General features: G+C 54.9%; 22 protein-coding genes. 9 read left to right on the top strand and 13 right to left on the bottom strand.

The annotated features are described in order from the left end of the window. Positions 1-147: 147 nt before the first annotated feature. Positions 148-1,212: an ABC transporter substrate-binding protein gene (locus DWY76_RS11675; RefSeq protein WP_120081411.1), complete on the bottom strand. Its 1,065-nt coding sequence runs from the start codon at positions 1,210-1,212 to the stop codon at positions 148-150. Positions 1,213-1,430: 218 nt separating this feature from the next. On the opposite strand from DWY76_RS11675, the gene DWY76_RS11670 reads away from it, so the two are divergent. From DWY76_RS11670 to DWY76_RS11660, 3 genes are all read left to right on the top strand, one after another. Further along, positions 1,431-2,111 carry a Crp/Fnr family transcriptional regulator gene (locus DWY76_RS11670; protein ID WP_120081410.1) on the top strand — a complete coding sequence of 227 codons (681 nt, stop codon included), beginning with the start codon at positions 1,431-1,433 and terminating at the stop codon, positions 2,109-2,111. A 167-nt stretch (positions 2,112-2,278) separates the two neighbouring features. Then, positions 2,279-3,259: a glycosyltransferase family 2 protein gene (locus DWY76_RS11665; RefSeq protein WP_120081409.1), complete on the top strand. Its 981-nt coding sequence runs from the start codon at positions 2,279-2,281 to the stop codon at positions 3,257-3,259. Beyond that, positions 3,256-3,840 carry a flavin reductase family protein gene (locus tag DWY76_RS11660; RefSeq protein ID WP_120081408.1) on the top strand — a complete coding sequence of 195 codons (585 nt, stop codon included), beginning with the start codon at positions 3,256-3,258 and terminating at the stop codon, positions 3,838-3,840. The genes DWY76_RS11665 and DWY76_RS11660 overlap by 4 nt, the downstream gene beginning before the upstream one ends. Positions 3,841-4,182: 342 nt before the next feature. Here the strand turns inward: DWY76_RS11660 and metA are convergent, their stop codons facing one another. From metA to DWY76_RS11635, 5 genes are all read right to left on the bottom strand, one after another. Then, positions 4,183-5,115: a homoserine O-succinyltransferase gene (metA, locus tag DWY76_RS11655; protein ID WP_120081407.1), complete on the bottom strand. Its 933-nt coding sequence runs from the start codon at positions 5,113-5,115 to the stop codon at positions 4,183-4,185. 159 nt (positions 5,116-5,274) lie between these two features. Continuing rightward, positions 5,275-6,549 (bottom strand): O-acetylhomoserine aminocarboxypropyltransferase/cysteine synthase family protein, encoded by a 1,275-nt coding sequence (locus tag DWY76_RS11650; RefSeq protein ID WP_120081406.1) that lies wholly within the window; start codon positions 6,547-6,549, stop codon positions 5,275-5,277. A gap of 228 nt (positions 6,550-6,777) precedes the next feature. Continuing rightward, positions 6,778-7,434, bottom strand: a complete 657-nt coding sequence (locus DWY76_RS11645; protein ID WP_097773982.1) for a methionine ABC transporter permease — start codon at positions 7,432-7,434, stop codon at positions 6,778-6,780. Next, entirely contained in the window at positions 7,431-8,444 is a 1,014-nt protein-coding gene (locus DWY76_RS11640) for an ATP-binding cassette domain-containing protein (protein ID WP_120081405.1), read from the bottom strand. The genes DWY76_RS11645 and DWY76_RS11640 overlap by 4 nt, the downstream gene beginning before the upstream one ends. 150 nt (positions 8,445-8,594) lie before the next feature. Then, positions 8,595-9,515: a MetQ/NlpA family ABC transporter substrate-binding protein gene (locus DWY76_RS11635; RefSeq protein WP_097773984.1), complete on the bottom strand. Its 921-nt coding sequence runs from the start codon at positions 9,513-9,515 to the stop codon at positions 8,595-8,597. A gap of 537 nt (positions 9,516-10,052) precedes the next feature. On the opposite strand from DWY76_RS11635, the gene DWY76_RS11630 reads away from it, so the two are divergent. Both DWY76_RS11630 and DWY76_RS11625 read left to right on the top strand, forming a co-directional pair. Beyond that, on the top strand, positions 10,053-10,844 hold the full coding sequence (locus DWY76_RS11630; protein WP_120081404.1) for a threonine/serine exporter family protein: 792 nt from the start codon (positions 10,053-10,055) through the stop codon (positions 10,842-10,844). Continuing rightward, on the top strand, positions 10,841-11,287 hold the full coding sequence (locus DWY76_RS11625) for a threonine/serine exporter family protein (RefSeq protein WP_005946505.1): 447 nt from the start codon (positions 10,841-10,843) through the stop codon (positions 11,285-11,287). Before DWY76_RS11630 ends, DWY76_RS11625 begins: the two co-directional genes overlap by 4 nt. A 347-nt stretch (positions 11,288-11,634) precedes the next feature. Here DWY76_RS11625 and DWY76_RS11620 read toward each other — a convergent pair whose 3' ends face one another. The 3 genes from DWY76_RS11620 to DWY76_RS14525 form a co-directional block, all read right to left on the bottom strand. Further along, positions 11,635-12,216 carry a twin-arginine translocation signal domain-containing protein gene (locus DWY76_RS11620; RefSeq protein ID WP_120081403.1) on the bottom strand — a complete coding sequence of 194 codons (582 nt, stop codon included), beginning with the start codon at positions 12,214-12,216 and terminating at the stop codon, positions 11,635-11,637. 220 nt (positions 12,217-12,436) lie between these two features. Beyond that, positions 12,437-13,249, bottom strand: coding sequence for a twin-arginine translocation signal domain-containing protein (locus tag DWY76_RS14415; RefSeq protein WP_243112027.1), 813 nt, complete (start codon positions 13,247-13,249; stop codon positions 12,437-12,439). 6 nt (positions 13,250-13,255) lie between these two features. Further along, entirely contained in the window at positions 13,256-13,381 is a 126-nt protein-coding gene (locus DWY76_RS14525) for a hypothetical protein (protein WP_263287027.1), read from the bottom strand. A gap of 179 nt (positions 13,382-13,560) precedes the next feature. Between DWY76_RS14525 and DWY76_RS11610 the strand changes: the two genes are divergently transcribed. The 4 genes from DWY76_RS11610 to DWY76_RS11595 all read left to right on the top strand — a co-directional run bounded on the left by DWY76_RS11610 (position 13,561) and on the right by DWY76_RS11595 (position 16,808). Further along, positions 13,561-14,136, top strand: a complete 576-nt coding sequence (locus DWY76_RS11610) for a nitroreductase family protein (RefSeq protein ID WP_120081402.1) — start codon at positions 13,561-13,563, stop codon at positions 14,134-14,136. Positions 14,137-14,332: 196 nt separating this feature from the next. Beyond that, on the top strand, positions 14,333-15,178 hold the full coding sequence (locus tag DWY76_RS11605) for an amino acid ABC transporter substrate-binding protein (protein ID WP_120081401.1): 846 nt from the start codon (positions 14,333-14,335) through the stop codon (positions 15,176-15,178). Positions 15,179-15,289: 111 nt separating this feature from the next. Next, positions 15,290-16,054 carry an amino acid ABC transporter permease gene (locus tag DWY76_RS11600; protein ID WP_120081400.1) on the top strand — a complete coding sequence of 255 codons (765 nt, stop codon included), beginning with the start codon at positions 15,290-15,292 and terminating at the stop codon, positions 16,052-16,054. Then, a complete protein-coding gene (locus DWY76_RS11595) occupies positions 16,044-16,808 on the top strand; it encodes an amino acid ABC transporter ATP-binding protein (RefSeq protein WP_120081399.1) in 765 nt (254 codons plus the stop codon). Before DWY76_RS11600 ends, DWY76_RS11595 begins: the two co-directional genes overlap by 11 nt. A 59-nt stretch (positions 16,809-16,867) precedes the next feature. Here DWY76_RS11595 and DWY76_RS11590 read toward each other — a convergent pair whose 3' ends face one another. The 4 genes from DWY76_RS11590 to dnaK all read right to left on the bottom strand — a co-directional run bounded on the left by DWY76_RS11590 (position 16,868) and on the right by dnaK (position 21,766). Further along, positions 16,868-17,251 (bottom strand): GtrA family protein, encoded by a 384-nt coding sequence (locus DWY76_RS11590; RefSeq protein WP_243112026.1) that lies wholly within the window; start codon positions 17,249-17,251, stop codon positions 16,868-16,870. Positions 17,252-17,289: 38 nt separating this feature from the next. Next, positions 17,290-18,222, bottom strand: coding sequence for a glycosyltransferase family 2 protein (locus tag DWY76_RS11585; RefSeq protein ID WP_120081398.1), 933 nt, complete (start codon positions 18,220-18,222; stop codon positions 17,290-17,292). Positions 18,223-18,248: 26 nt separating this feature from the next. After that, positions 18,249-19,787, bottom strand: a complete 1,539-nt coding sequence (locus DWY76_RS11580) for a glucosyltransferase domain-containing protein (protein ID WP_097773993.1) — start codon at positions 19,785-19,787, stop codon at positions 18,249-18,251. A gap of 164 nt (positions 19,788-19,951) precedes the next feature. Continuing rightward, on the bottom strand, positions 19,952-21,766 hold the full coding sequence (dnaK, locus tag DWY76_RS11575) for a molecular chaperone DnaK (protein WP_120081397.1): 1,815 nt from the start codon (positions 21,764-21,766) through the stop codon (positions 19,952-19,954). Positions 21,767-21,802 lie beyond the last annotated feature (36 nt).

Below are 21,802 nucleotides of genomic sequence, written 5' to 3'. Positions count from 1 at the left end.
GTCAATTTCATTCATTTTCGTTCACAAAAAATTGTCTTTAAATTTGTGCAGGGAGCACAAAAGCTGGGATACAAGCATTTTGTGCAAACAAAAAAGCCGCCGTGCGTACCAATCGCACAGCGGCCGGAGAGATGGCTTATTGAGGAATCACTCGGCAGTCCAGTAGAAATCGTCGCCGGGCATTGCGCCGCCCACTGCCTTGGGGTCGGCATCAAACAGCACCTGCAGATAAGCGGATGCGTTGGTCTTGAGCTCGTCGCCGGTCAGGCAGACGATGTTGCAGTTGGGCAGGGCCTTCTTGGCAATGGCAGCCTTGGCCACAACACCCTGCTCCTCGCACAGAGCGGCAGTGCCGTCCAAATCGGCGTTGGCAGCTTCCACGCTCTTGGCGTAGTCGGTAAGGAATGCGGCCACAACATCCGGGTGTTCCTCGGCATACTCCTTGCGCACCACGGTCACGCCGGTGATGAGCTGCGTATCCGCGACCTTGTTCCATTCCTCGGTCAGGTCGAGGGCCACACGCAGGGTGTCGTCCTGCAGGCCGGCTGCAGTCACATAGGGCTGGGGCAGAACTGCAATGGCATCCTCGGTATTGGCCATCTGGGCCGTGACCTCGGTGGCCTCGCTGTAGTATTCAATGGTCACGTCCTTGTCCGGGTCGATGCCGTTGGCGTTCAGAAGATAGCGCAGCACGTACTCCGGCGTGGTGCCCTTGCCGGTGGACAGGATGGTACGGCCTGCAAGGTCTGCCATGGACTGGATCGTATCGCCGCCTTTTTCCACTACGTACAGCACGCCCAGCGTGTTGACGGCCACAGCCTGAATGCCGCCCTCCGTCTTCTGATACAGGGTGGCGGCCAGATTTGCCGGGATGGCAGCCATGTCCAGCTCGCCCTTCATCAGCAGCGGCACGATCTCATCGGCAGCGCCGTAAAGCTGCAGGTCGTAATCCATGGAAGCGGTGCCATCCTCTTCCATGCTCAGCAGGTTGACAAGGCCCATGGTGGTGGGGCCTTTCAGGCCGGCAATGCGCAGAGCATCGGTGGTGGACAGTTCCTTGGCTTCCTCACTGGAAGCGGCTTCCGAAGCAGCCTCGGGGACAGCTTCGCTGGAAGCTGCACTGGATGCAACAGAGCTGGATGCCGCACCGCCGCAGGCGGCAAGGCTCAGCACAAGGGCCAGAGCCAGCAGCATGGATGTCAGTTTTTTCATGCGGGGTTCCCTCTTTCCTCACAAGACCGCGCCATTTTGTGCCTGAAAATTTTGCACAGAACCATGGGTCGGTCTTTTCATATTTTTTACAAGGCAAATTTGCAAAATCATTTGCTTTGCGGGTCTAAGTTTACTATAATAGAGTCAAAAATACCGTTGCGTGTGCAACGGAATTGCAGGAGGGCTGTGGGAAGCCGGATCTTTCCCACGGAATTGTGATGAAAAACTTTCTTCCGCTGTTATGCTCCACCTCTTTATTCAATGGTCTGACCCCTGAAGAGCTGCAGACCCTGCTGGCTCAGCTGGGTGCCGTTATGCGCAGCTATGGCAAAGGCGAAGCGCTTGTTCTGGCAGGCGAACCCAACCGCAGGGTAGGCATCGTGCTGTCCGGTGAGCTGGAAGCCTACCGTCCCGGGCCGCAGGGTGCGCGCATTCCCATCACCCACATGGAACCGGGCGGCGTGTTCGGCGATGTGCTGAGCGGTTCCAGTCTGGCAAGCCCGGTCACGGTGATGGCTTCGGTGCCCTGCGAGGTGCTGCTGATTCCCTACGAGCGGCTGCTGCTTTCGGATGGCAGTCCGGCGCACCAGCAGACATTGCGCAATCTGGTGCGCACCATCAGCGATAAATATTTTTCCCTCTCCCGCCGCATCGACCTGCTGGTGCTCAAAAGCCTGCGGGCCAAAGTGTGCGCCTATCTGCTCAGTGAAGCCGAGCGGGCTGGCAGCCTGACCTTCAGCATCCCGTTCTCCCGCATCCAGCTGGCAGATTACCTGAACTGCGACCGCAGCGCCCTCAGCCGCGAGCTGAGCCAGATGCAGCGGGACGGCCTGCTGGACACCTACAAAAGCAGCTTCAAGCTGCTGGAGCCTGCGGTACTGAAGCAAATGGTGCAGTGACTATTTGAATAGCCGCCGCGTGCGCTTTGGCTGTATTCAGCTGAAATTTTATTTTTATATTTGCGTTTTAGAAAAATCTACGGATTCTTCTAAAACTCTTTTCACTGGAAGGCCGTAACCGTCAGCGGCATCATCTTGTTATTTTTAATATAGGAGTATTTTTAAATATGTCAAAACCGATTTTATGGATCGTGATCCCCTGCTACAACGAGGAGCAGGTGCTGCCCATTACAGCTCCCATGTTTCTGGAAAAGATCAGCGGCCTTGCCGCACAGGGCCTTGTGAGCGAGAAGAGCCGGGTGCTGTTCGTGAACGACGGCTCCAAAGACAAGACATGGGAACTGATCCAGAGTTTTGCCGCACAGGACGAGCACTACATCGGCATTTCCCAGAGCCGCAACCGCGGCCACCAGAACGCCGTGCTGGCAGGCTTGATGGAGGCACTGCACAGCGGCACCTGCGATGTTACCATTTCCATCGACTGCGATGGTCAGGACGACATTAACGCCATGGACGAGATGGTTAAAAAGTATCTGGACGGTGCCGAGGTGGTCTACGGCGTGCGCAGCCGCCGCGATACAGACACCTTCTTCAAGCGCTTCACCGCCGAGGGCTTTTACCATGTGATGAACGCTCTGGGCGCAGACATCGTGTTCAACCACGCAGACTACCGCCTCATCAGCACCCGTGTGCTGGAAAGCTTTGCCGACTACAGGGAAGTGAACATTTTCCTGCGCGGCATGGTGCCGCTGGTTGGCTTCAAGAGCGAGGTAGTCACCTACGAGCGCCACGAACGCCTTGCCGGTGAGAGCCACTATCCGCTGAGCAAGATGCTGGCCCTTGCCTTTGACGGCATCACCAGTCTTTCCAACAAGCCCATCCGCCTTATTACCGGATCTGGCATCTTTGTGAGCCTGATCAGCTTTATCGGAGTCATCTGGGCCATCGTGTGCGCCGCCATGGGCAGCAGTGTGGCCGGCTGGGCCTCCATCGTGTGCATCGTCTGCTTCATGAGCGGCGTGCAGCTGGTGTGCTTAGGCGTGATCGGCGAGTATATCGGTAAGATCTATATGGAGACGAAAGCCCGCCCGCGCTACATCATCAGCGAGCGCACCTGGGCACCCTACGAAAGGAAGTATCACGGATGAGCAAACAGAGCTGGCGGGGCAGCACCCTGCTGAACCCGGAACCGCCGGTATTGGTGTCCTGCGGCGGGCTGGAAAAGCCCAATCTCATCACCATCGGCTGGACGGGCACCATCTGCACCCAGCCCAGCATGGTGTCCATCAGCGTTCGGCCGGAGCGCTACAGCCACCACCTCATTCAGGAAAGCGGACAGTTTGCCATCAATCTGCCCACCGAAGCGCTGGTGCGTTCGGTGGACTGGTGCGGCGTGAAAAGCGGCCGTGATGTGGATAAATTTGCCGCCTGCGGCCTGCATTCTGCCCCCGGCAGCGTGCTGACCGACTGCCCCATTCTGGAAGAAAGCCCGGTCAATCTGGAATGCAAGGTAACTCAGGTGATCCCGCTGGGCAGCCACGACCTGTTCCTTGCCGAAGTGGTGGCCTGTGATGTGGACGAAAGCCTGCTGGACGAAAGCGGCAAGCTGTGTCTCGAAAAGGCAAAGCTCATCGTCTACAGTCACGGTGACTATCTGGCTCTGGGCCGGAAGCTGGGCACCTTTGGCTACAGCGTGCGCAAGAAAAAGCCGGTAAGGCGTAAAAAATAATTTACATTTCATCGCTTGACTTTTGCCCAAAACTGCATATACTAAAGATAGGCAATGTAGAGAGATTGAATCCATCGGGTTCATGCCGAAACACGAAGCCCCCGGTAGTGTCAGTACCGGGGGCTTCTTTTAGTGTTTGCTGCCCTTGCCGATCTTACCGTCGATCCATGTGCACAGATAGTAGGCAACTACCTGCGCGGCAACGGTTTGGATAAATGTAGAGAGAGTTTCCAAGGGGTTCACCTCCTTTCCGCGGTTAGGGGAATGGAGAAGGGCCGCAGGAACAGTATAGCACAAAAACCGGTATCGCGCAATTTTGACGCAATACCGGTTTTTGTGCATTTATTCGTGCTTTACGCGCTGGATCTCGCCCAGATCGTAGGGGGTGTTCTGGTAGACGTAGTAGTTCAGCCAGTTCTCATACAGCAGGTGGGCGTGGGCACGCCAGCGGAACAGCGGTGGCTTTGTGGGATCATCGTCCGGGTAGTAATTCACCGGCACATGGATGGGCAGGCCCTTGTCCACATCGCGGCGGTACTCTGAATCCAGCGTGTATTTGTCATATTCCGGGTGGCCGGTGACAAAGATCTGCCGTCCGTTCTCGGTGCTCATAAGGAAGGGCCCGGCCGAATCGCTCTCGGCAAGGATGCGCAAAGCCTTACAGTTGTCCACATCCTCGCGGCTGATGCCGGTGTGGCGGCTGTGAGGCGCATAGAACACCTCGTCAAATCCGCGCACCAGCGGGTTCGACGGGCGGGTGACCCGGTGCTCGAACACGCCGAACATCTTTTCCGGCAGCAGCTGCTTGTGCACGCCGTAGTGGTAGTACAGGCCAGCCTGTGCACCCCAGCACACATGCAGGGTGGAGTAGACATTCGTCTCGCTGAAGTCCATGATCTCGCACAGCTCCGGCCAGTAATCCACCTGCTCAAAGTCCATGGTCTCCACCGGTGCGCCGGTGATAATCATGCCGTCGTAGCGGTTGTTCTTCACCTCGTTGAAGTTCTTATAGAACGATTCGAGGTGTGCTGCCGAAACGTGGGTCGCCGCATGGCTGGCCGTCTGCAGCAGGGTCATGTGCACCTGCAGCGGGGTATTTGCCAACAGACGGGCGATCTGGGTCTCGGTGGTGATCTTGGTGGGCATCAGGTTCAGGATCAGGATCTCCAGCGGGCGGATGTGCTGGGCAAGGGCGCGCTCACGATGCATGACGAAGATATTTTCGTTGTAGAGGGCATCGTAAGCAGGCAGGGTCTTGGGGATGATCAGCGGCATAGTTCGTACTCCTAACGATTTAGAATAGCCTCCGCTGACGCTCTGGCTATCTTCAGCGGAATTTATTTTTATATTTTGCGTTTGTCGCGCCCTGCGGGGCGCTCCAAACGCGTTTTTACGAGAAGGGCCGGAACCGATAGATGCTGCTGAACTCACCTTTTAGATCTTATCCAGCGCCTGTGCAATATCTGCGATGAGGTCTTCGCTGCTTTCCAAGCCGCAGCTCATGCGCACCAGCTCTGCGGGCACACCGGCGGCTTTCAACTGCTCATCGTTCATCTGGCGGTGGGTGCTGGATGCAGGATTCAGGCAACAGGTGCGGGCATCGGCCACATGGGTCTCGATGGCTGCCAGCTTCAGGTTCTTCATAAAGATGCTTGCAGCCTCACGGCCGCCGGCCAGACCAAAGCTGACCACGCCGCAGCTGCCATTCGGCAGATACTTTTCCGCCAGTGCATGGTACGGGCTGGACTCCAGGCCGCAGTAGTTCACGTAGGCCACCTTGGGATGGCTCTCAAGGAACTCTGCCACGGCCATGCCGTTGGCGCAGTGGCGCTGCATCCGCACATGCAGGCTTTCCAGACCGAGGTTCAGCATGTAGGCGTTCATGGGCGACTGCATGGAGCCAAAGTCACGCATCAGCTGCGCGGTAGCCTTGGTGATAAAGGCACCCTCTTTGCCGAAACGCTCGGCGTAGGTGATGCCGTGGTAGCTGTCGTCCGGGGTGCACAGACCGGGGAACTTCTCAGCGTGGGCCATCCAGTCGAACTTGCCGCCGTCCACGATGGCACCGCCCAGCACCGCGCCATGACCGTCCATGTACTTGGTGGTGGAGTGGGTCAAGATATCCGCGCCCCACTCAAAGGGGCGGCAGTTGACCGGCGTGGGAAAGGTGTTGTCCACGATCAGCGGCACACCGTGGGCGTGAGCAGCCTTGGCAAACTTCTCAATGTCCAGCACGGTCAGGGCCGGGTTTGCGATGGTCTCGCCGAACACCACCTTGGTGTTGGGCCGGAATGCGGCGTTCAATTCTTCCTCGGTGCACAGCGGATCAACAAAGGTGGCTTCAATGCCCATCTTCTTCATGGTGACGGAGATCAGGTTGAAGGTGCCGCCGTAGATGGTACTGGATGCCACGATGTGGTCGCCTGCTTCGCAGAGGTTGAACAGGGCAAAGAAGTTTGCAGCCTGACCGCTGCTGGTCAACATTGCAGCCGTGCCGCCTTCCAGCTCGCAGATCTTCTTAGCCACAAGGTCGCAGGTGGGGTTCTGCAGACGGGAATAGAAGTAGCCGTCAGCTTCCAGATCGAACAGCTTGCCCATGTCCTCGCTGGTGGCATACTTAAAGGTGGTGGACTGGATAATGGGGATCTGGCGGGGTTCGCCGTTGCCGGGGGTGTAACCGCCCTGCACACAGATGGTATCGCGATTCATACTACATACTCCTTTACTGGGTTTGTCCATATAGCACAATTCCCCGCAGGAGTGCTGCAGCCTCCGGCGGGGAATTGAAACGTTAAATTTTAGTTCCCGTTCGGGGGCAAAATGAGGAGAGGACTCCTTCCGTCAAAGCCTTTCGGCTTTGGCAATACCGGAAAGTTTTCCTCTTCGCCAGAGACTTCCTCTCCGAGGGAGCTGGCGCGCGAAGTGCGACTGAAGGAGTTACTTCCGCAGCCGCTTATCGCTTCTGGTGGCCCAAGCAGTGCCCAAAGTCTGGAACACCTGAACCATCAGCACCAGCAAAATGACACACACGATCATGATATCGGTCTGGTAGCGGTAATAGCCGTAGGACAAAGCGATCTTGCCCAGACCGCCGCCGCCAATGACACCGGACATGGCCGAGTAGCCCAGAATGGTGGTCAGTGCGGTGGTCATGCTGGAGATCAGGCCGGGCAGGCATTCCGGGATCATCACCTTGGTAATGATCTGGAACGGCGTTGCGCCCATGCTCTGGGCCGCTTCCACCACGCCCTCGTCCAGCTCGCGCAGGCTGGTCTCCACCAGACGTGCCACGAACGGGAAGGCTGCCACCACCAGCGGAACGATGGTGGCTTTGGTACCCACCGTGGTGCCCACGATGGCACGGGTAAGCGGGAATACACAGATCATCAGGATCAGGAACGGAACACTGCGCAGGATGTTGATAACGATGTTGAGAATGTGCATCAGCCAGCCGGGCAGCGGCAGAATGCCGTCCTTATCACCGGCCACCAGCAGCACACCCAGCGGCAGGCCCAGCACCAGCGCAAACGCGGTGGAAAGGACCGTCACGTAAAAGGTCTCCCAGATGGCAAAGCCGTAATCTGCAATACTCATTCGCCGGTCACCTCCTCTACCGTAATGCCGGGCTGGGCGCGCATATAGGCCGCAGCCTGCTTTGCCTGCTCCACATCAGCGGGCAGCTTGAGCAGCATGGAGCCGTAGCACTGGCCGCTCAGATCACGGGTGTCGGCACTGAGTACCGACACCAGAATGCCTTTTTCTGCGGCAAGGCTTGCCACCAGCGGCTTTTCCGTGGACGAACCGTTGAAGGTGACGCGCACCACATGGTCGTCCGGTGCAAAGCTGGAAAGGTCCCGCGCGGCGCTGCCGCCGTTGGGTGCCACCAGACGCTTTGCTGCGGGCGTTTTGGGGTTCGAGAAGATCTCCTGCACGGAGCCTTCCTCCACCACAACGCCGCCGTCCAGAATGGCAACGTGATCGCAGATCTCTTCCACAACGCTCATCTGATGGGTGATGACCACCACCGTGATGCCCAGCTTCTTGTTGATGTCCTTGATCAGGGTCAGGATAGCATGGGTGGTGTTGGGATCCAGTGCGCTGGTGGCTTCATCGCAGAGCAGAACTTTGGGGTCCGTTGCCAGTGCGCGGGCAATGGCAATGCGCTGCTTCTGGCCGCCGGACAGCTGTGCCGGGTAGGCGTTGGCCTTATCGGGCAGGCCCACCACTTCCAGCAGCTCTCTGGCACGCTTTTCGGCATCCGCCTTTTTCACACCGGCCAGCTCCATGGGGAAGCAGATGTTCTTCAGACAGCTGCGCTGCATCAGCAGATTGAACTGCTGGAAGATCATGGTGATATCGCGGCGGCGCTCACGCAGCTGGGCTGCGTTTAAAGTCTCCATAGCGGTGCCGTCGATCACAACGCTGCCCTCGGTGGGGCGTTCCAGCAGGTTGATGCAGCGCACCAGCGTGGATTTGCCCGCACCGGACATGCCGATGATGCCATAAATGGAACCATCCGGGATGGTGAGGTTGATGTCCTTCAGCGCATTCACCGCGCCGTCCTTCATCTGGAAGGTCTTGGAAAGATGTTTGATCTCGATCACAGAAATTGCTCCTTGCTGTTGAATAAACTCCTTCAGTCAAACCCTTGCGGGTTTGCCAGTTCCCTCATGGAGGGAGCCTGAAACAGAACGGTCAGGCAAAGACCCCCTCCCCGAGGGGGCTGTCACCGCAAGGTGACTGGGGGAGTTTGCTTAGCCCTCGATCGGTGCCAGACTGTCCTGCTTGCCGCCGTAGATGCCCATAGGCTCCACGTGGATGCCGGCAACCGTCACCAGATGGGTGCCGTGCTCTGCATTGAAGTCGTCCAGATACGGCTGATGCTGGAAATAGTTGGTATCGCACTGGCCGTCCTCAACGATGTTGTTGGGAATGATGTAGTCGTCGTACTCCTGAATATCCAGCGTGATGCCCTTTTCGGCCAGAATGTCCTTGCAGATCTCCAGAACCTCGCAGTGAGGAGCCGGAGTAGCAGCGCAGCTGACGGTCTCGCCGTTCAGTGCATCGTAGTCGATGGAGGAGTCATAGCCGTCGGTGGGGTTCTCCACAACGGACACCACAGCGCCCTTGTAGTTTTCATCCATGAAGTCCTTCACCTTCTGGCTCTGCAGAGCAGCGGCCAGAGCCTTGATCTTCGGCTCTTCCTGATTGCCGTCCTTGCAGACCAGAATGTTAACGTAAGCAGAGGTGCCGTCCTCCATTGCCAGAGCATCGGTCATGGGGTCCAGACCAGCGGAGATGGCGTAGTTGGAGTTGATGACGGCGTAGTCCTCGTCCTGCAGGACGTTGGGCACCTGAGCAGCCTCGACCTCATCGACGGAAACATTCAGAGGGTTCTCCTCGATGTCCTTTGCGGTTGCGGTCAGGCCTGCATCAGCCTTCAGCTTAAAGAAGCCGTTCTTCTCCAGCAGGGTCAGAGCACGTGCCTCGTTGGTGGTGTCGTTGGGCACAGCCACCTTCACCTTGTCCAGCTTAGCCACAGCAGAAGAAGCTGCGGAAGAAGCAGTGCCGGAAGCAGCAGAAGATGCGGTGGAAGAAGAACCGCCGCATGCGGTCAGGGCAGCTGCAGCAGCTGCAGCTCCGGTAACTTTCAGAAAATCACGACGAGTAATCATAGTTTTGTTCCCTCTCTATTTGCTTATTATAATGTACAGCGGCCCGCACGGCACAGTTCCGTGCTAAGGGCCTTTGACGGATGCATGAAAAAAGCTCCCGTCCTTGACCTTGAGCCAACGCTCAGACAAGGACGGGAGCATAACATACTTCCGTGGTACCACCTTGGTTTACCGTACCCTTGCGGGCACAGCCTCAATGCTGCGGCAGCTTTGCTGCTTACAGCCGGACGCTGTAACGGGCGCATCCCGTTGCAAACTTAGCGCTCATGCACCTCGCCTGCACAGCTCCGAGACCATTTTCAGCTTCCTGTTTCCTGCCCTTTTCCATCGCCCGGGCTTTCTGGTAAGGATCAATGCGAAGGCCTACTCTTCTCTTCACAGCCATTTTTGTGATATTGCATTTATAATAATCCAATCGACCGGATTTGTCAACACCTACAACGAAGTTTTTTAGTAGGAAATTGCGTTTTTTTATCTTGTGCGCCAGCCGCGGACATGGTAGAATAAGACAGCATTATTTATAAAGGAGGTGCGGCAATGAACAGCCGCGAGGTTTTCCCGGATGAAGAACTGCGCCGCCGCATCATGGATTTTATCATGGCGGCGGGCCAGACATTGCTGGAAAACGGTGCCGAGGTGTTCCGGGTGGAGCAGACCATGGAGATCATGGCCCGGTCATTCCACCTGCGGGAGTTCCATGTTTACGTGCTGACCAACGGCATCTTTGCCAGTGCGGGCACCGCCGAGATCAGCGAGGTGCGCAATGTGCCTACCCGCACCACTCATCTGGGCCGAGTGGCGGCAGTGAACGCCCTCTCCCGCGAGATCGCAGAGGGCAGCATGTCGCTGGACGAGGCCGAGAGCCGCCTTGTGCTGGCACGGCGCATCCCCTTCCCCAAGGACTGGGTGCAGCTGGTCTCCGGCATGTGCGGCGCGTTCTGCTTTGCACTGATCTTCGGCGGCACGCTGCGCAGCGCATTGGCGGCGGCACTGGCAGGCTTTCTTGCCAGCGGGTATCTGCTGCTGTGCGGCCGGCACGACCTGCCCGGCGGCTTTTGCAAGATCAGCTGTGCGGCGCTCATCACGCTGGCGTGCATTCTGGGCTGCAACCTGCTGGGCACCTCTGCCAGCCACGCCATTATCGGTTCGCTGATGATCCTGACGCCGGGCATCGCGTTCACCATGGGCATCCGGGATTTCGTGCAAGGCGACTACCTTTCCGGCACCATCCGCATGATCGATGCACTGCTCATTGCGGCCAGCATTGCCATTGGCACCGGCCTTGTGCTGAGCCTTTATACATTCTTTACGGGGGTGGTCGTGGCATGATGTTGACCAGTACACAAATTGGGGAGCTGGCCGCGCAGTTCTTTATCGCCGGCGCAGGCACCCTGAGTTTTGCCGTTCTGTTCGGCTGTCCGCGCAAAAGCCTGCCCTTCTGCGGGCTGGTGGGTGCCGTGGGCTGGTTTGTCTACGAGCTGGCCGTAATGCTGGGGGCAGACAGTGCCGCAGCCTCCCTGCTGGCGGTCATTCCTCTCACCCTGCTCACCCGGGTGTTTGCCATTGTGATTAAAATGCCGGTAACGGTGTTCCTGCTGTCCGGCATCTTCCCGCTGGTGCCCGGCGCTGGCATCTACTACTGCGCCTACTATTTTATACAGGGCAACAATGCGCTGGCCCTTTCCAACGGCATCAGCACCTTTAAAGTAGCCGTTGCGCTGGCCATCGGCATCACGCTGGTGCTGTGTGTGCCGCTGCCGAAGCGGAAGTAAGACCCTCTCCGTCATCTCGCTTTGCTCGATGCCAGCTCCCCCGAAAGGGGGGGGAGCTTTTTTGCTCCTAACCGGCAGATGCTTAAAATTCCCCCTTCGGGGGAGCTGGCGAACGCAGTGAGCCTGAGAGGGTTCATCCGTTCCCTTGGGGAAGCTGGCAAAGCCGCAGGCTTTGACGGAAGGGGTTGCCCGCTGCCGAAAAAACGGTGGAACTGACTATAAACGTAAAAGAGCGGCAGTCGCACGATTGTCGCTCTTTTTGTACTTAAAAACAGGACGGTAGCCGTGTTGACTACCGCCCTGTTGGTGCTATTTGAGTTTTTTCAAAAAACTTCTGTGCCAGGAAATCAGAGCTTGGTCACAATGAAGACAGTATCGAAGGGACGAACCTTCAACAGCTCTTCCGCCGTGCCGTAGTCGGGGCTCAGCTTGTAGCCGTCCGGCAGCTGAATATCAGCAGCGCTGACGCCAGTTGCATCGACTGCAACCTCAGCCTTAGCCTTAATGTAGTTGTTCGGCAGCTCCAGCAGTTTGACATCGATGGTCTTCTTGGTCGGAGTCACAGTCACATCAGTCACGAAGACGATGATGTACTCACCCTTGCTGTCGTCCTTGCGGACTTCAACAACAGCGTTCTCGTTCTCCAGATGGTAATCTTCGGGAAGCAGCTTCTTATCGATGTCAGCAACCTTCACAGAGTTCTCGGTCTTCAGAACATCAATCTTGGCAGTCTCACCCACAACGTTGGTCACACCATTGCCTTCGTCCTTCATGAAGATAACCGTAACAGGACGAGTGGTCACACCGGGGACATCGGGGACATCGGGGCCAGCGTTGCCAGAGCAGCCAGCCAGAACACCGGCAGCAGCAACAGCCAGAGTAGCGACACCTGCGCCCTTCAGGAACTGACGACGAGAGATATTAGACATAATAATCAACCTCACAATCTTTTCTGCATGCCCCCATCACTTTTTTGTGGAGCCTGCTTTTTCTATATAATACCCTCCCTGGTAACTGTTTGTCAAGTGAAATTTTAACAAAAAAATAACACCAATAGGGCGGAGGCCTTGTTGGCCGCCACCCTGTTGGTGTTGTGTTCTTAAATTTTTAATTTAAAAATTCAAATAATTTTGAAAAATCCGGTTCAGCTTACATCGTAACATAAACGGTTGCAACGTTGTGCTCATCGATTTTACCGTTGACCACATCTCTAACATCAGCAATCTTGTAGCCGCCGTCGAGCTTCACGTCATCGAGGTCGATCACATCGCCGCCGCCATACACTTTAACCGTCTTGGTCCAATTCGAAGAAGTGGCAGCTGCAACCTCCTCGGGACCACTGGTGCCCAGAATCGCCATATACTTGATCGTGATAATCTGAGGCTTTGCAGTTTCGTTCATATTCATGTTGATCCAGACCGTACCGTCTGCAGGAATCTTGTAGTCAGTCGTGTTTACAATGTAGAAGTCCTTAGTATCAGCCGGTTTCTTTTCCTGAATGGTAGTATAGCTGATGCTGTCCACCAGAACTCCAACCTCGATATCAACCGAACCAAAAATCTTGCCTTCAGAGCGGCTATAATACTTCAGCGTGACCTTCTTCTTCTTCTCGGAAATGTCCGGCGTGCTCTGATCAGAGCAGCCAGCCAGAACACCGGCAGCAGCAACAGCCAGAGCAGCCACACCTGCGCCCTTGAGGAACTTACGACGAGAAATGTTAGACATAAGAATCAACCTCACAATCTTTTTGCATGCCCCCATCACTTTTTTGTGGAGCCTGCTTTTCCTATATAATACCCCCCCCCCGTAACAGTTTGTCAAGTGGTTTTTGGCATCTTTTTCCGCCGGATGCAGAAAAACAGGAGCGACCAAGAGAAAATCGTAAGTTCGGTCAAGCCCGGCAAAAAGGGCCGCTGCACAGCATCCCGTACAGCGGCCCTTTTTGTTCTCCGTTATTTTCATTCATTCTCAACATGTCTTGTTTTCATCTTCTGTCTGCTCATGTTCCCCTCTTGCCGCCCGCATCAGCCCGGCAAACAAAAAACCCAAATTGACCCCCAGAATAAAACCCACGATGCCTGCCGCCAATACCATTGCGCCTCCTCCTTTCTTCTACCATATTTTACCATGTATCATTTGTCGGATGCAATCGCAGCCTGTCGCAAAAGGCAAGATCACTGTCCAACGTGCAAGCTTTTTTGCGCCGGAGCGTTGCAAGACTCTGCCGCATCTGCTATACTTTTGACAACACTTATATAAAGGAGGTGCTCTTTATGTCTGTTATGGATACTCTTGTCAGCCGCCGCACCTACCGCCGCTTTGTACAGAAAGCTGTTCCGCAGGATGTGGTGGAAGATATCGTCGAGGCCGTCCGCCTGTCCTCCTGCGGAGCCAACCGTCAGGCTGTGCGTCTGGTGGTGGTGAACAAGCCCGAGGCGGTGGCAAAGGTGCAGCCGCTGGTCAAGTGGGCTGCCTATCTGCCGCCGGAGCAGGGCACGCCCAAAGCCGACGAGCTGCCCACCCTGTATGTGGCCGTGGTGCAGGACACTTCCATCCCCGGCGACCTTGCCACCGATACCGGCATCGCCCTTGCCAACATGACCCTTGCCGCATGGGACAAAGGCGTGGGCAGCTGCATCATGGGCGCGATCAACAAGCCTGCCCTCACCGAACTGCTGGGCATTGAAGAACCGCAGAAGCTGGCATTCATGGTGGCGTTCGGCTACCCGGCCCACAAGGCTCACATTGTGCCGCTGACGGCTGAGACCGGCGTAAAATATTATCTGGACGAGAACCGGGATTACTGCGTGCCAAAGCGGAGCAAAGAAGAGATCGCAAAATATCTATAATTTGTATATATACATTTCTTCAACGCATTTTTTGTATAATTGTTTTCAATTCGGTTTCAATTGATGAGATTTTTTGCACAAGTATTGACTTTTCAATTTGTACAATCTATACTAAATTCGTTCGCCAGATGTTCGATGAATCGCATCGTTCTGGCGTACCGCAAAAACATACAGTACATTTGAGGAGTGTTTGAATATGAAAAAGATCTCTCGTCGCAGCTTTCTGGCAGCTGCCGGTCTGTCCGTTGCCGCTCTGGCCCTGACCGCCTGCGGTGGTTCCTCTTCCAGCGTGGCTTCCTCTGTGGCAAGCTCTGCTGCCGCTTCTTCTGAAGCTGCTTCCACCAGCGCTGCCGCTGGCGAGCTGGCCACCGTTGAGGCTGGCAAGCTGACCATGGCCACCAACGCCACCTTCCCTCCCTACGAGATGACCACCGACGCCGGTGACATCGAGGGCATCGACGTGGAGACCGCTCAGGCCATTGCCGAGAAGCTGGGTCTGGAGCTGCAGATCGATGATATGGACTTTGACGCCGCTCTGCTGAGCGTGCAGCAGGGCAAGGCAGACATCGCCATGGCCGGCATCACCGTCACCGACGAGCGCAAGGCCGTGATGGCATTCTCCGACAGCTACGCCACCGGCATCCAGTCCATCATCGTGCCGGAAGGCTCCGACATCGCATCTCCCGATGATCTGGCAGGCAAGAAGATCGGTACCCAGCGCGGCACCACCGGCTACATCTACTGCACCGACGACTTCGGCGAGGACTCTGTGGTGGCTTACGACAACGGTCTGACCGCTGTGCAGGCCCTGAACAATGGTCAGGTGGACGCCGTGGTCATCGACAACGCTCCCGCCAAGGAGTATGTGGCTGCCAACCCCGGCCTGAAGGTGCTGGAGACCAGCTATGCCGAGGAGGATTACGCCATCGGCATGAATAAGGACAACACCGCTCTGGTGGAGGCCGTCAACGCTGCTCTGGAAGAGCTGAAGGCAGACGGCACCCTGCAGTCCATCGTGGACAAGTACATCACCGCTGAATAATCAGCTGGCTGATAACGGAACCACGGGGAGGCAGCCCCAACTGGGGCACCTCCCCTTTTTTGGAAAAATAAGGTTACAAAATTCTAACAAAACAGGAAAGTGAGGATGCGAATGGCTGCTCAATACGAACTGCTCAAAGAGCTGCTCAACAGCGGCACCAAGCTCAGCTTCGGGCAGGAGTTCTTCTTCAAATTTTATCAGGCCTTCGTCCTGAATGACCGCTGGACGCAGTACATCAAGGGCGTGGGCACTACCCTGCTGGTCACTGCGCTGGCACTGGCACTGGGCATCGTGCTGGGCAGCGTGGTAGCTCTGGTGCGTGTAGCACACGACCAGCAGCGCCCCGGCCACAAGAACCCGGTGTTGGGCTTCTTCAACATCATCTGCGAAATTTACACCACCATCATCCGCGGCACGCCTATGATGGTGCAGCTGCTCATCATGAGCATGGTCATTTTTGCCAACAGCCGCAACTTTACCATGGTAGGTGCGCTGGCACTGGGCATCAACTCCGGTGCTTATGTTTCGGAGATCATCCGCGGCGGTCTGATGGCCGTTGACCCCGGCCAGATGGAGGCCGGCCGCAGCCTTGGTTTGAACTACATGACCACCATGGTGGTCATCATCATCCCGCAGGCCATCCGTGCGGTGCTGCCTGCTCTGGGCAACGAGTTCATCGTCCTGCTGAAGGATACCTCCCTGATCACGGTCATCGGCGGCAAGGAGCTGCTGTACGCCGCACAGGGCATCATGAACCGCACCTACGAGCCCATGTTCCCGTTGCTGGGCGATGCACTGATCTACCTTGTGCTGGTCATGCTGTTCACCCGTCTGCTGGCAAAGTTTGAGAGGAGGCTTGCTCAAAGTGACCGATAAGATTCTGGAAGTCCGCGGCCTGACCAAGACCTACGGCGGCGAAAAGAAAAAGGGCGCAAAACAGCCCACCCCCACCCTGGACGTGCTGAAGGGTATTGATATCGACATCTACCGCGGCGACGTGGTCTGCCTGATCGGCCCCTCCGGCTGCGGCAAGTCCACCTTTCTGCGCTGCCTGAACCGGCTGGAGATTCCCTCCTCCGGCAGCATCAAATTTGAGGGCACCGAGGTGGACGAAGCCCACATCGACGGTGTACGCCAGAAGATGGGCATGGTGTTCCAGCACTTCAACCTGTTCCCGCACCTGACCGTGAAGAAGAACCTTGAGCTGGCCCCCACCCTGCTCAAGCTCAAGGATAAGCAGGCCATTTCCGACAAGGCCGACGAACTGCTGGCCCGCGTAGGCCTGTCCGACAAGGCCGACGCCTACCCCAAGAGCCTTTCCGGCGGCCAGCAGCAGCGCATTGCCATTGCCCGTGCCCTTGCCATGGACCCGGACGTGATCCTGTTCGACGAGCCCACCAGCGCCCTCGACCCCGAAATGGTGGGCGAGGTTCTGGAACTGATGAAGGAGCTGGCCCACACCGGCATCACCATGCTGGTGGTCACCCACGAAATGGGCTTTGCCCGCGAGGTGTCCAACCGCGTCATCTTCATCGACGACGGCAAGATCCAGGAGGACGAGCCGCCGCAGGAGCTGTTCACGAATCCGAAGCATCCCAGACTGAAAGCATTCCTTTCCAAGATGCTGTAAGGCTTTTTCCACAGAGTAAAAGGGGCTGTTGCATGTGCAGCAGCCCCTTTTACTCTGTATTATTCTTTGATGCGGAACACAAACAGCTTGCTGAAAATGTAATTCAGAGCCATGACGATGAACTGTACCGCAAACTTAGAGATCCGGTCATTCCAGTGCAGAATATTTACCAGCAATGTCATGCAGGCCATTTCGATAAGGAGAGTGGAAATCCTCGCACTGAAAAATTTCAGCATTTCGCGCAATTTATCAGCACTTTTGCTTTCAAAAACGAACTTCCTGTTTGTGATGTAAGCAAAAGAGACTGCGCAGATCCATGAGAGCGTATTGGCAGTCATCAGTTGAAATGGGTCTTGCGGGTTCAGAAAGACTGCAGTGAAAAAATAGTAACTTGCCAGACTCACTACCGTAGTCAGACCACCTACGATCACATAGTTGATCAATTCCTTATAACGAAAATAAAGTTGCTTTATTATTTGTATCATACGCAGTGCCCGGAATTGATTTTCTTTTCCACAATATAGATCGGACGGTTTTTCAGCTCTGCAAATGCAACGGAAAAATATTCACCCATAATTCCGACCAGCAAAAAGAGAACGGCAAATAAAACATTGACTGCCGCAAGGATCACCTTATACTCGCGGAATCCACACAGTGCACTTATAGCAAAAATCACAGCAGCAAGAAAACTTACAGCACCGGCATAGAGGCCGAGTTTCAGTGGAAAATCAGAAAAACCGACTATGGTGCTGATTGCAAAATTCATCAGTTTTTTTAGCGTATAGTGGCTGGCACCGCCAGCTCTTTCCGCAGCAGTGTATTCCAGCGTTGTTTTCCGGAAACCAACGCTTTGTACATATCCACGTAGAAAACGAGTTTTTTCACGGTAATTTGTACGTAGAACATCTGCCACACGGCTACTGATGGCAAAGAAATCCGATGCATTTTCCTCCAGCTTTACTTGATCAGACAAGGCGTTGATTACCCGGTAGAATGCTCTGGATGTAAAGTTTTTGATGGCACCTGCCGATTTGTTGGAGGTTCGGACCATGCTGATAACCTCATAGCCTTCCTCAAATTTCGCCATGATGGGGGCGATGCATTCCAGAGGGTGCTGCAGGTCGGCATCCATGCAAATGATCACGTCCCCCGCAGCATGATCGATGCCTGCAATCATGGCAGCCTCGTGGCCAAAATTTCGCGAAAAACTGATTACACGGACATTCTTGTTCTGCTGCGCAATCACTTCCAGAATATTCATACTGGCATCGGTACTGCCATCATTTACAAAAATCAGCTCATATCCCCCTTCCCCGTATTCCAAATTCTGTTCGATGGAGCAGAAAGCTTTATAAAACTTTTCCAGAACGGCTTCTTCGTTATAAACTGAAATAATTAACGATAATTTTTTCATTTAACTTCCCTGCTTTTTCGTAGTTCTTACGGCTCATCTGCAAATTTGACAACAATTTTTCCGTTGATGCACCGGATCGAACCCTGATCCGGATAGCAGGGCATAGATGCTACCTCGGCATTACCGTCAAACTCTGCGGCATCTCCTAATTCCGGTGCAAAGCCACACCAAAACTCCATGGCTTCCTTCCATGCGTAATCATTGAAAATAGGTTCTCCTTTATATGTAGCCAGATCCAAATCATCGAAATATTCGCTGATTCCAACAAGATTTTTATCGTGCTTGTCATACTCCCCGATATAAACAACCTGCGCATCTTCAGTATAACCTTCGATACTTTCAATTCGCGTGATCAAAGTTGTGTAATAACTGATCATTTGTGTCTGCATCACGTCTGCTTTTAGGTAGAGGATATTGCTGTAACGAATATTTAGAGTCACAAGTACTCCTAATAGGGCAACAGCGGCTTTACATAGGGCACCTTCTACTTTTGTTCTATCTTCGGGATATTTATCAATAAACCATACAACCAAAGCAAAGGCAAACGCCTGTCCAAAAGTCATTACGGCATGAACATCCCAAGGCTCTACCATCAGGTATACAAAGCATGCTGCAATAGGATATGCGATTAGGATCAATAGGGTTTGACATCCTTTTGGGGTCTTAAGAATATACATTTTCCGGAGCACAAATATGGCAATGATCGCAGTAACAATGATCAACAAAGTATAGACATATCTTGCGCTGAAGTCTTCCACAGCAGTGCTTGGATAAAAGAATGAGCCGTAACCGCACAGTATCCGATAAATATAATTGCTCAGATTTGTTCTTCCAAAATGATTGATACCTTTGTAATCCGTCAAAACAACGCCAAACTGATTCAGAAAATATTGATTGACTAGAAAATATTCTGTAACAAACCCAATGCACACAGTTGCATTACACAGGGCCATTTTCCAAAACGCTTTCCAGTTCATATCAGACTGCCGGATATCTTCCATCATATAAAGCAGCAATGTACAGATGCAGACCGGGATATTTGCCTGGTACACACCAACAGAGCAAGCCATCAAAACCGTGCAGAGTAATAGAGCGACAACATTCTTTTTCTGGTGAAAAATCCATGCTCCAACAACTCCCAGTAGGGATGCAGCATAATAGTATGGTGCAGTAAACATGTAACTGAATGTTCCCGTCACTGACGGAAATGTCACCATACTTCCGCACAGCAGAATAACAAGAGGCTTTGACTGGATCTTCAAACTATCCACCAGCAGATATACGATTGCTGCAATGCACAAAATCGTAATCGTACCATTTACCACTGGCAGGCTGTAGTTTTTACTACCCAGCAAATTTGCACTCAGACTTCCAAGAATGCCCAGCATCCACCGTCCAGATTCGTAAGTAGCGCCCACTTCATTGAAATACCGTACATCATCATGGAATGAGTATTTGTTGAACAGAACCATACCATGCGCCAACAATCCCCAAAAAGTAGCACTGCACAGTACTGTTTTTAACAGGCTCTCATTTACCTTTAGCTTTTCCGCAGTTTTTTCCATGTCTTTCTCCCAAACAAGGCATCATTCCCGAATTTAGCCAAAACTATATAGTTGTATTATGCAATGTCAGCCTATCTCCTGCAACTATTTCTGCAAAAAAACGTGCTCTGTGGTTTCTATTTTCCACAGAGCACAGTTCTCATCATTCTGTTTTGTTGCAACTTTTACAGCGCATTATTCGTACCATCTGTTTCCTGCTCACTGGTATACAGCACCATCAGATGGTTGGCGCTTTCTTCCAGCTGGGTCTTGGCCTGACGGAGATTGGCTTCCTCGTTTTCATTCATCTTTTCGGGCTTATCCTTGCGCAGGCAGCGGCGGAGGTTGGCGAGGTCGGTTTTGATGCGGTTCTTCTCGTCCTTGTCCAGCTCCTTTTTGCATTTGGAAAGAGCCTCGTCCACCTTGTAGGCCAGCACCTCGGCCTGATTGTGCAGGTCTAAGCGCTCCTTGCGGCGGCTGTCCTCGGCCTCGTAGGCGGCAGCGTCTGCCATGGCGCGCTGGATCTCATTTTCCGAAAGGTTGGTGCTGCCGGTGATGGTGATGTTCTGCTCCCGGCCGGTGCCAAGGTCTTTGGCAGACACCTTCACCACGCCGTTCACGTCGATATCGAAGGTAACTTCGATCTGCGGTTTGGAGGAGAAGCTTGCACGAATGCCGGTGAGCTTGAATTTGCCCAGACTCTTGTTGTCACGGGCAAAGTGGCGCTCGCCCTGCAGCACGTTGATCTCCACACTGGTCTGCATGGGCCGTGCGGTGGTGAAGATCTGGCTCTTGCGGGTGGGGATCATGCTGTTGCGGGTGATCAGCGGGGTGGCCACGCCGCCCAGCGTCTCAATGGAGAGGGTCAGCGGGGTCACATCCATCAGCACAAGGCCCTGCGCCGCTGCGCCGGTGGCACCGGCCAGCTTGCCGCCGCCCTGCAGCAGACCGCCCTGCACAGCCGCACCCATGGCAACACACTCGTCCGGGTTCAGGCTGTGGCTGGGTTCGCAGCCCAGCAGCTCCTTCACCTGACGCTCCACCGCAGGCATCCGGGTGCTGCCGCCCACCAGCAGCACCTTGCCCAGCTGGCTGGCAGAAATGCCTGCATCCCGCAGCGCATTCTGCACAGGAGCCACTGTGCGGGCCAGCAGGTCGCCGGTCATCATTTCGAACTGCGGGCGGGAAAGCGAGATATCCAAGTGGTGAGGGCCGTCCTTGCCCACTGCGATAAAGGGCAGGTTCAGCTGTGCCGACGGCGCGGCAGAAAGCTCCTTCTTTGCCTTTTCGGCTTCCTCTTTCAACCGGCCCATAGCTGCCGGGTCGCGGGAGAGGTCGATGCGATCCGACTTTTTGAACTCGGCCACGGCATATTCCACGATGCGCTGATCGAAGTCGTCACCGCCCAGATGGGTGTCGCCGCCGGTGGCAAGCACCGTAAAGGTCCCGTCCTCGATCTCGATGATGGACACATCAAAGGTGCCGCCGCCGAGGTCGTAGACGAGGATCTTCTGCGATGCTTCGTTATCCAAACCATAGGCCACAGCGGCAGCAGTAGGCTCGTTGATGATGCGCAGCACGTTCAGGCCTGCAATGCGGCCTGCATCCTGCGTAGCCTTGCGCTGGCTGTCGTCGAAGTAGGCGGGCACCGTGATGACCGCTTCGGTCACCGGCTCGCCCAGATAGCTCTCGGCATCGCGGCGGATCTTGGCCAAGATCATGGCGCTGATCTCCTGCGGGGTCAGGTCTTTGCCGTCGATGTGCACCCGGTAGTCACTGCCCATATGGCGCTTGATGCTGGAGATAGTGCGCCCGGAATTTGTGGCGATCTGGCGCTTGGCCGCACCGCCCACCAGACGTTCACCATCCTTCGTGAAGGCCACAACGCTGGGGGTGGTGCGCTCACCCTCCGCATTGGTGATGACCACGGGCTTGCCGCCCTCCACCACTGCCACACAGGAATTGGTCGTGCCGAGATCGATGCCGATTACTTTGCTCATACTGTCTGTTTCCTCTCCGGTGCTGTGCATCTTGGG

The organism is Faecalibacterium sp. AF27-11BH, from assembly GCF_003603005.1.
GTDB classification, from domain to species: Bacteria; Bacillota; Clostridia; order Oscillospirales; family Ruminococcaceae; genus Faecalibacterium; species Faecalibacterium taiwanense.
This window is presented reverse-complemented; position numbering and strand designations above follow the sequence as displayed.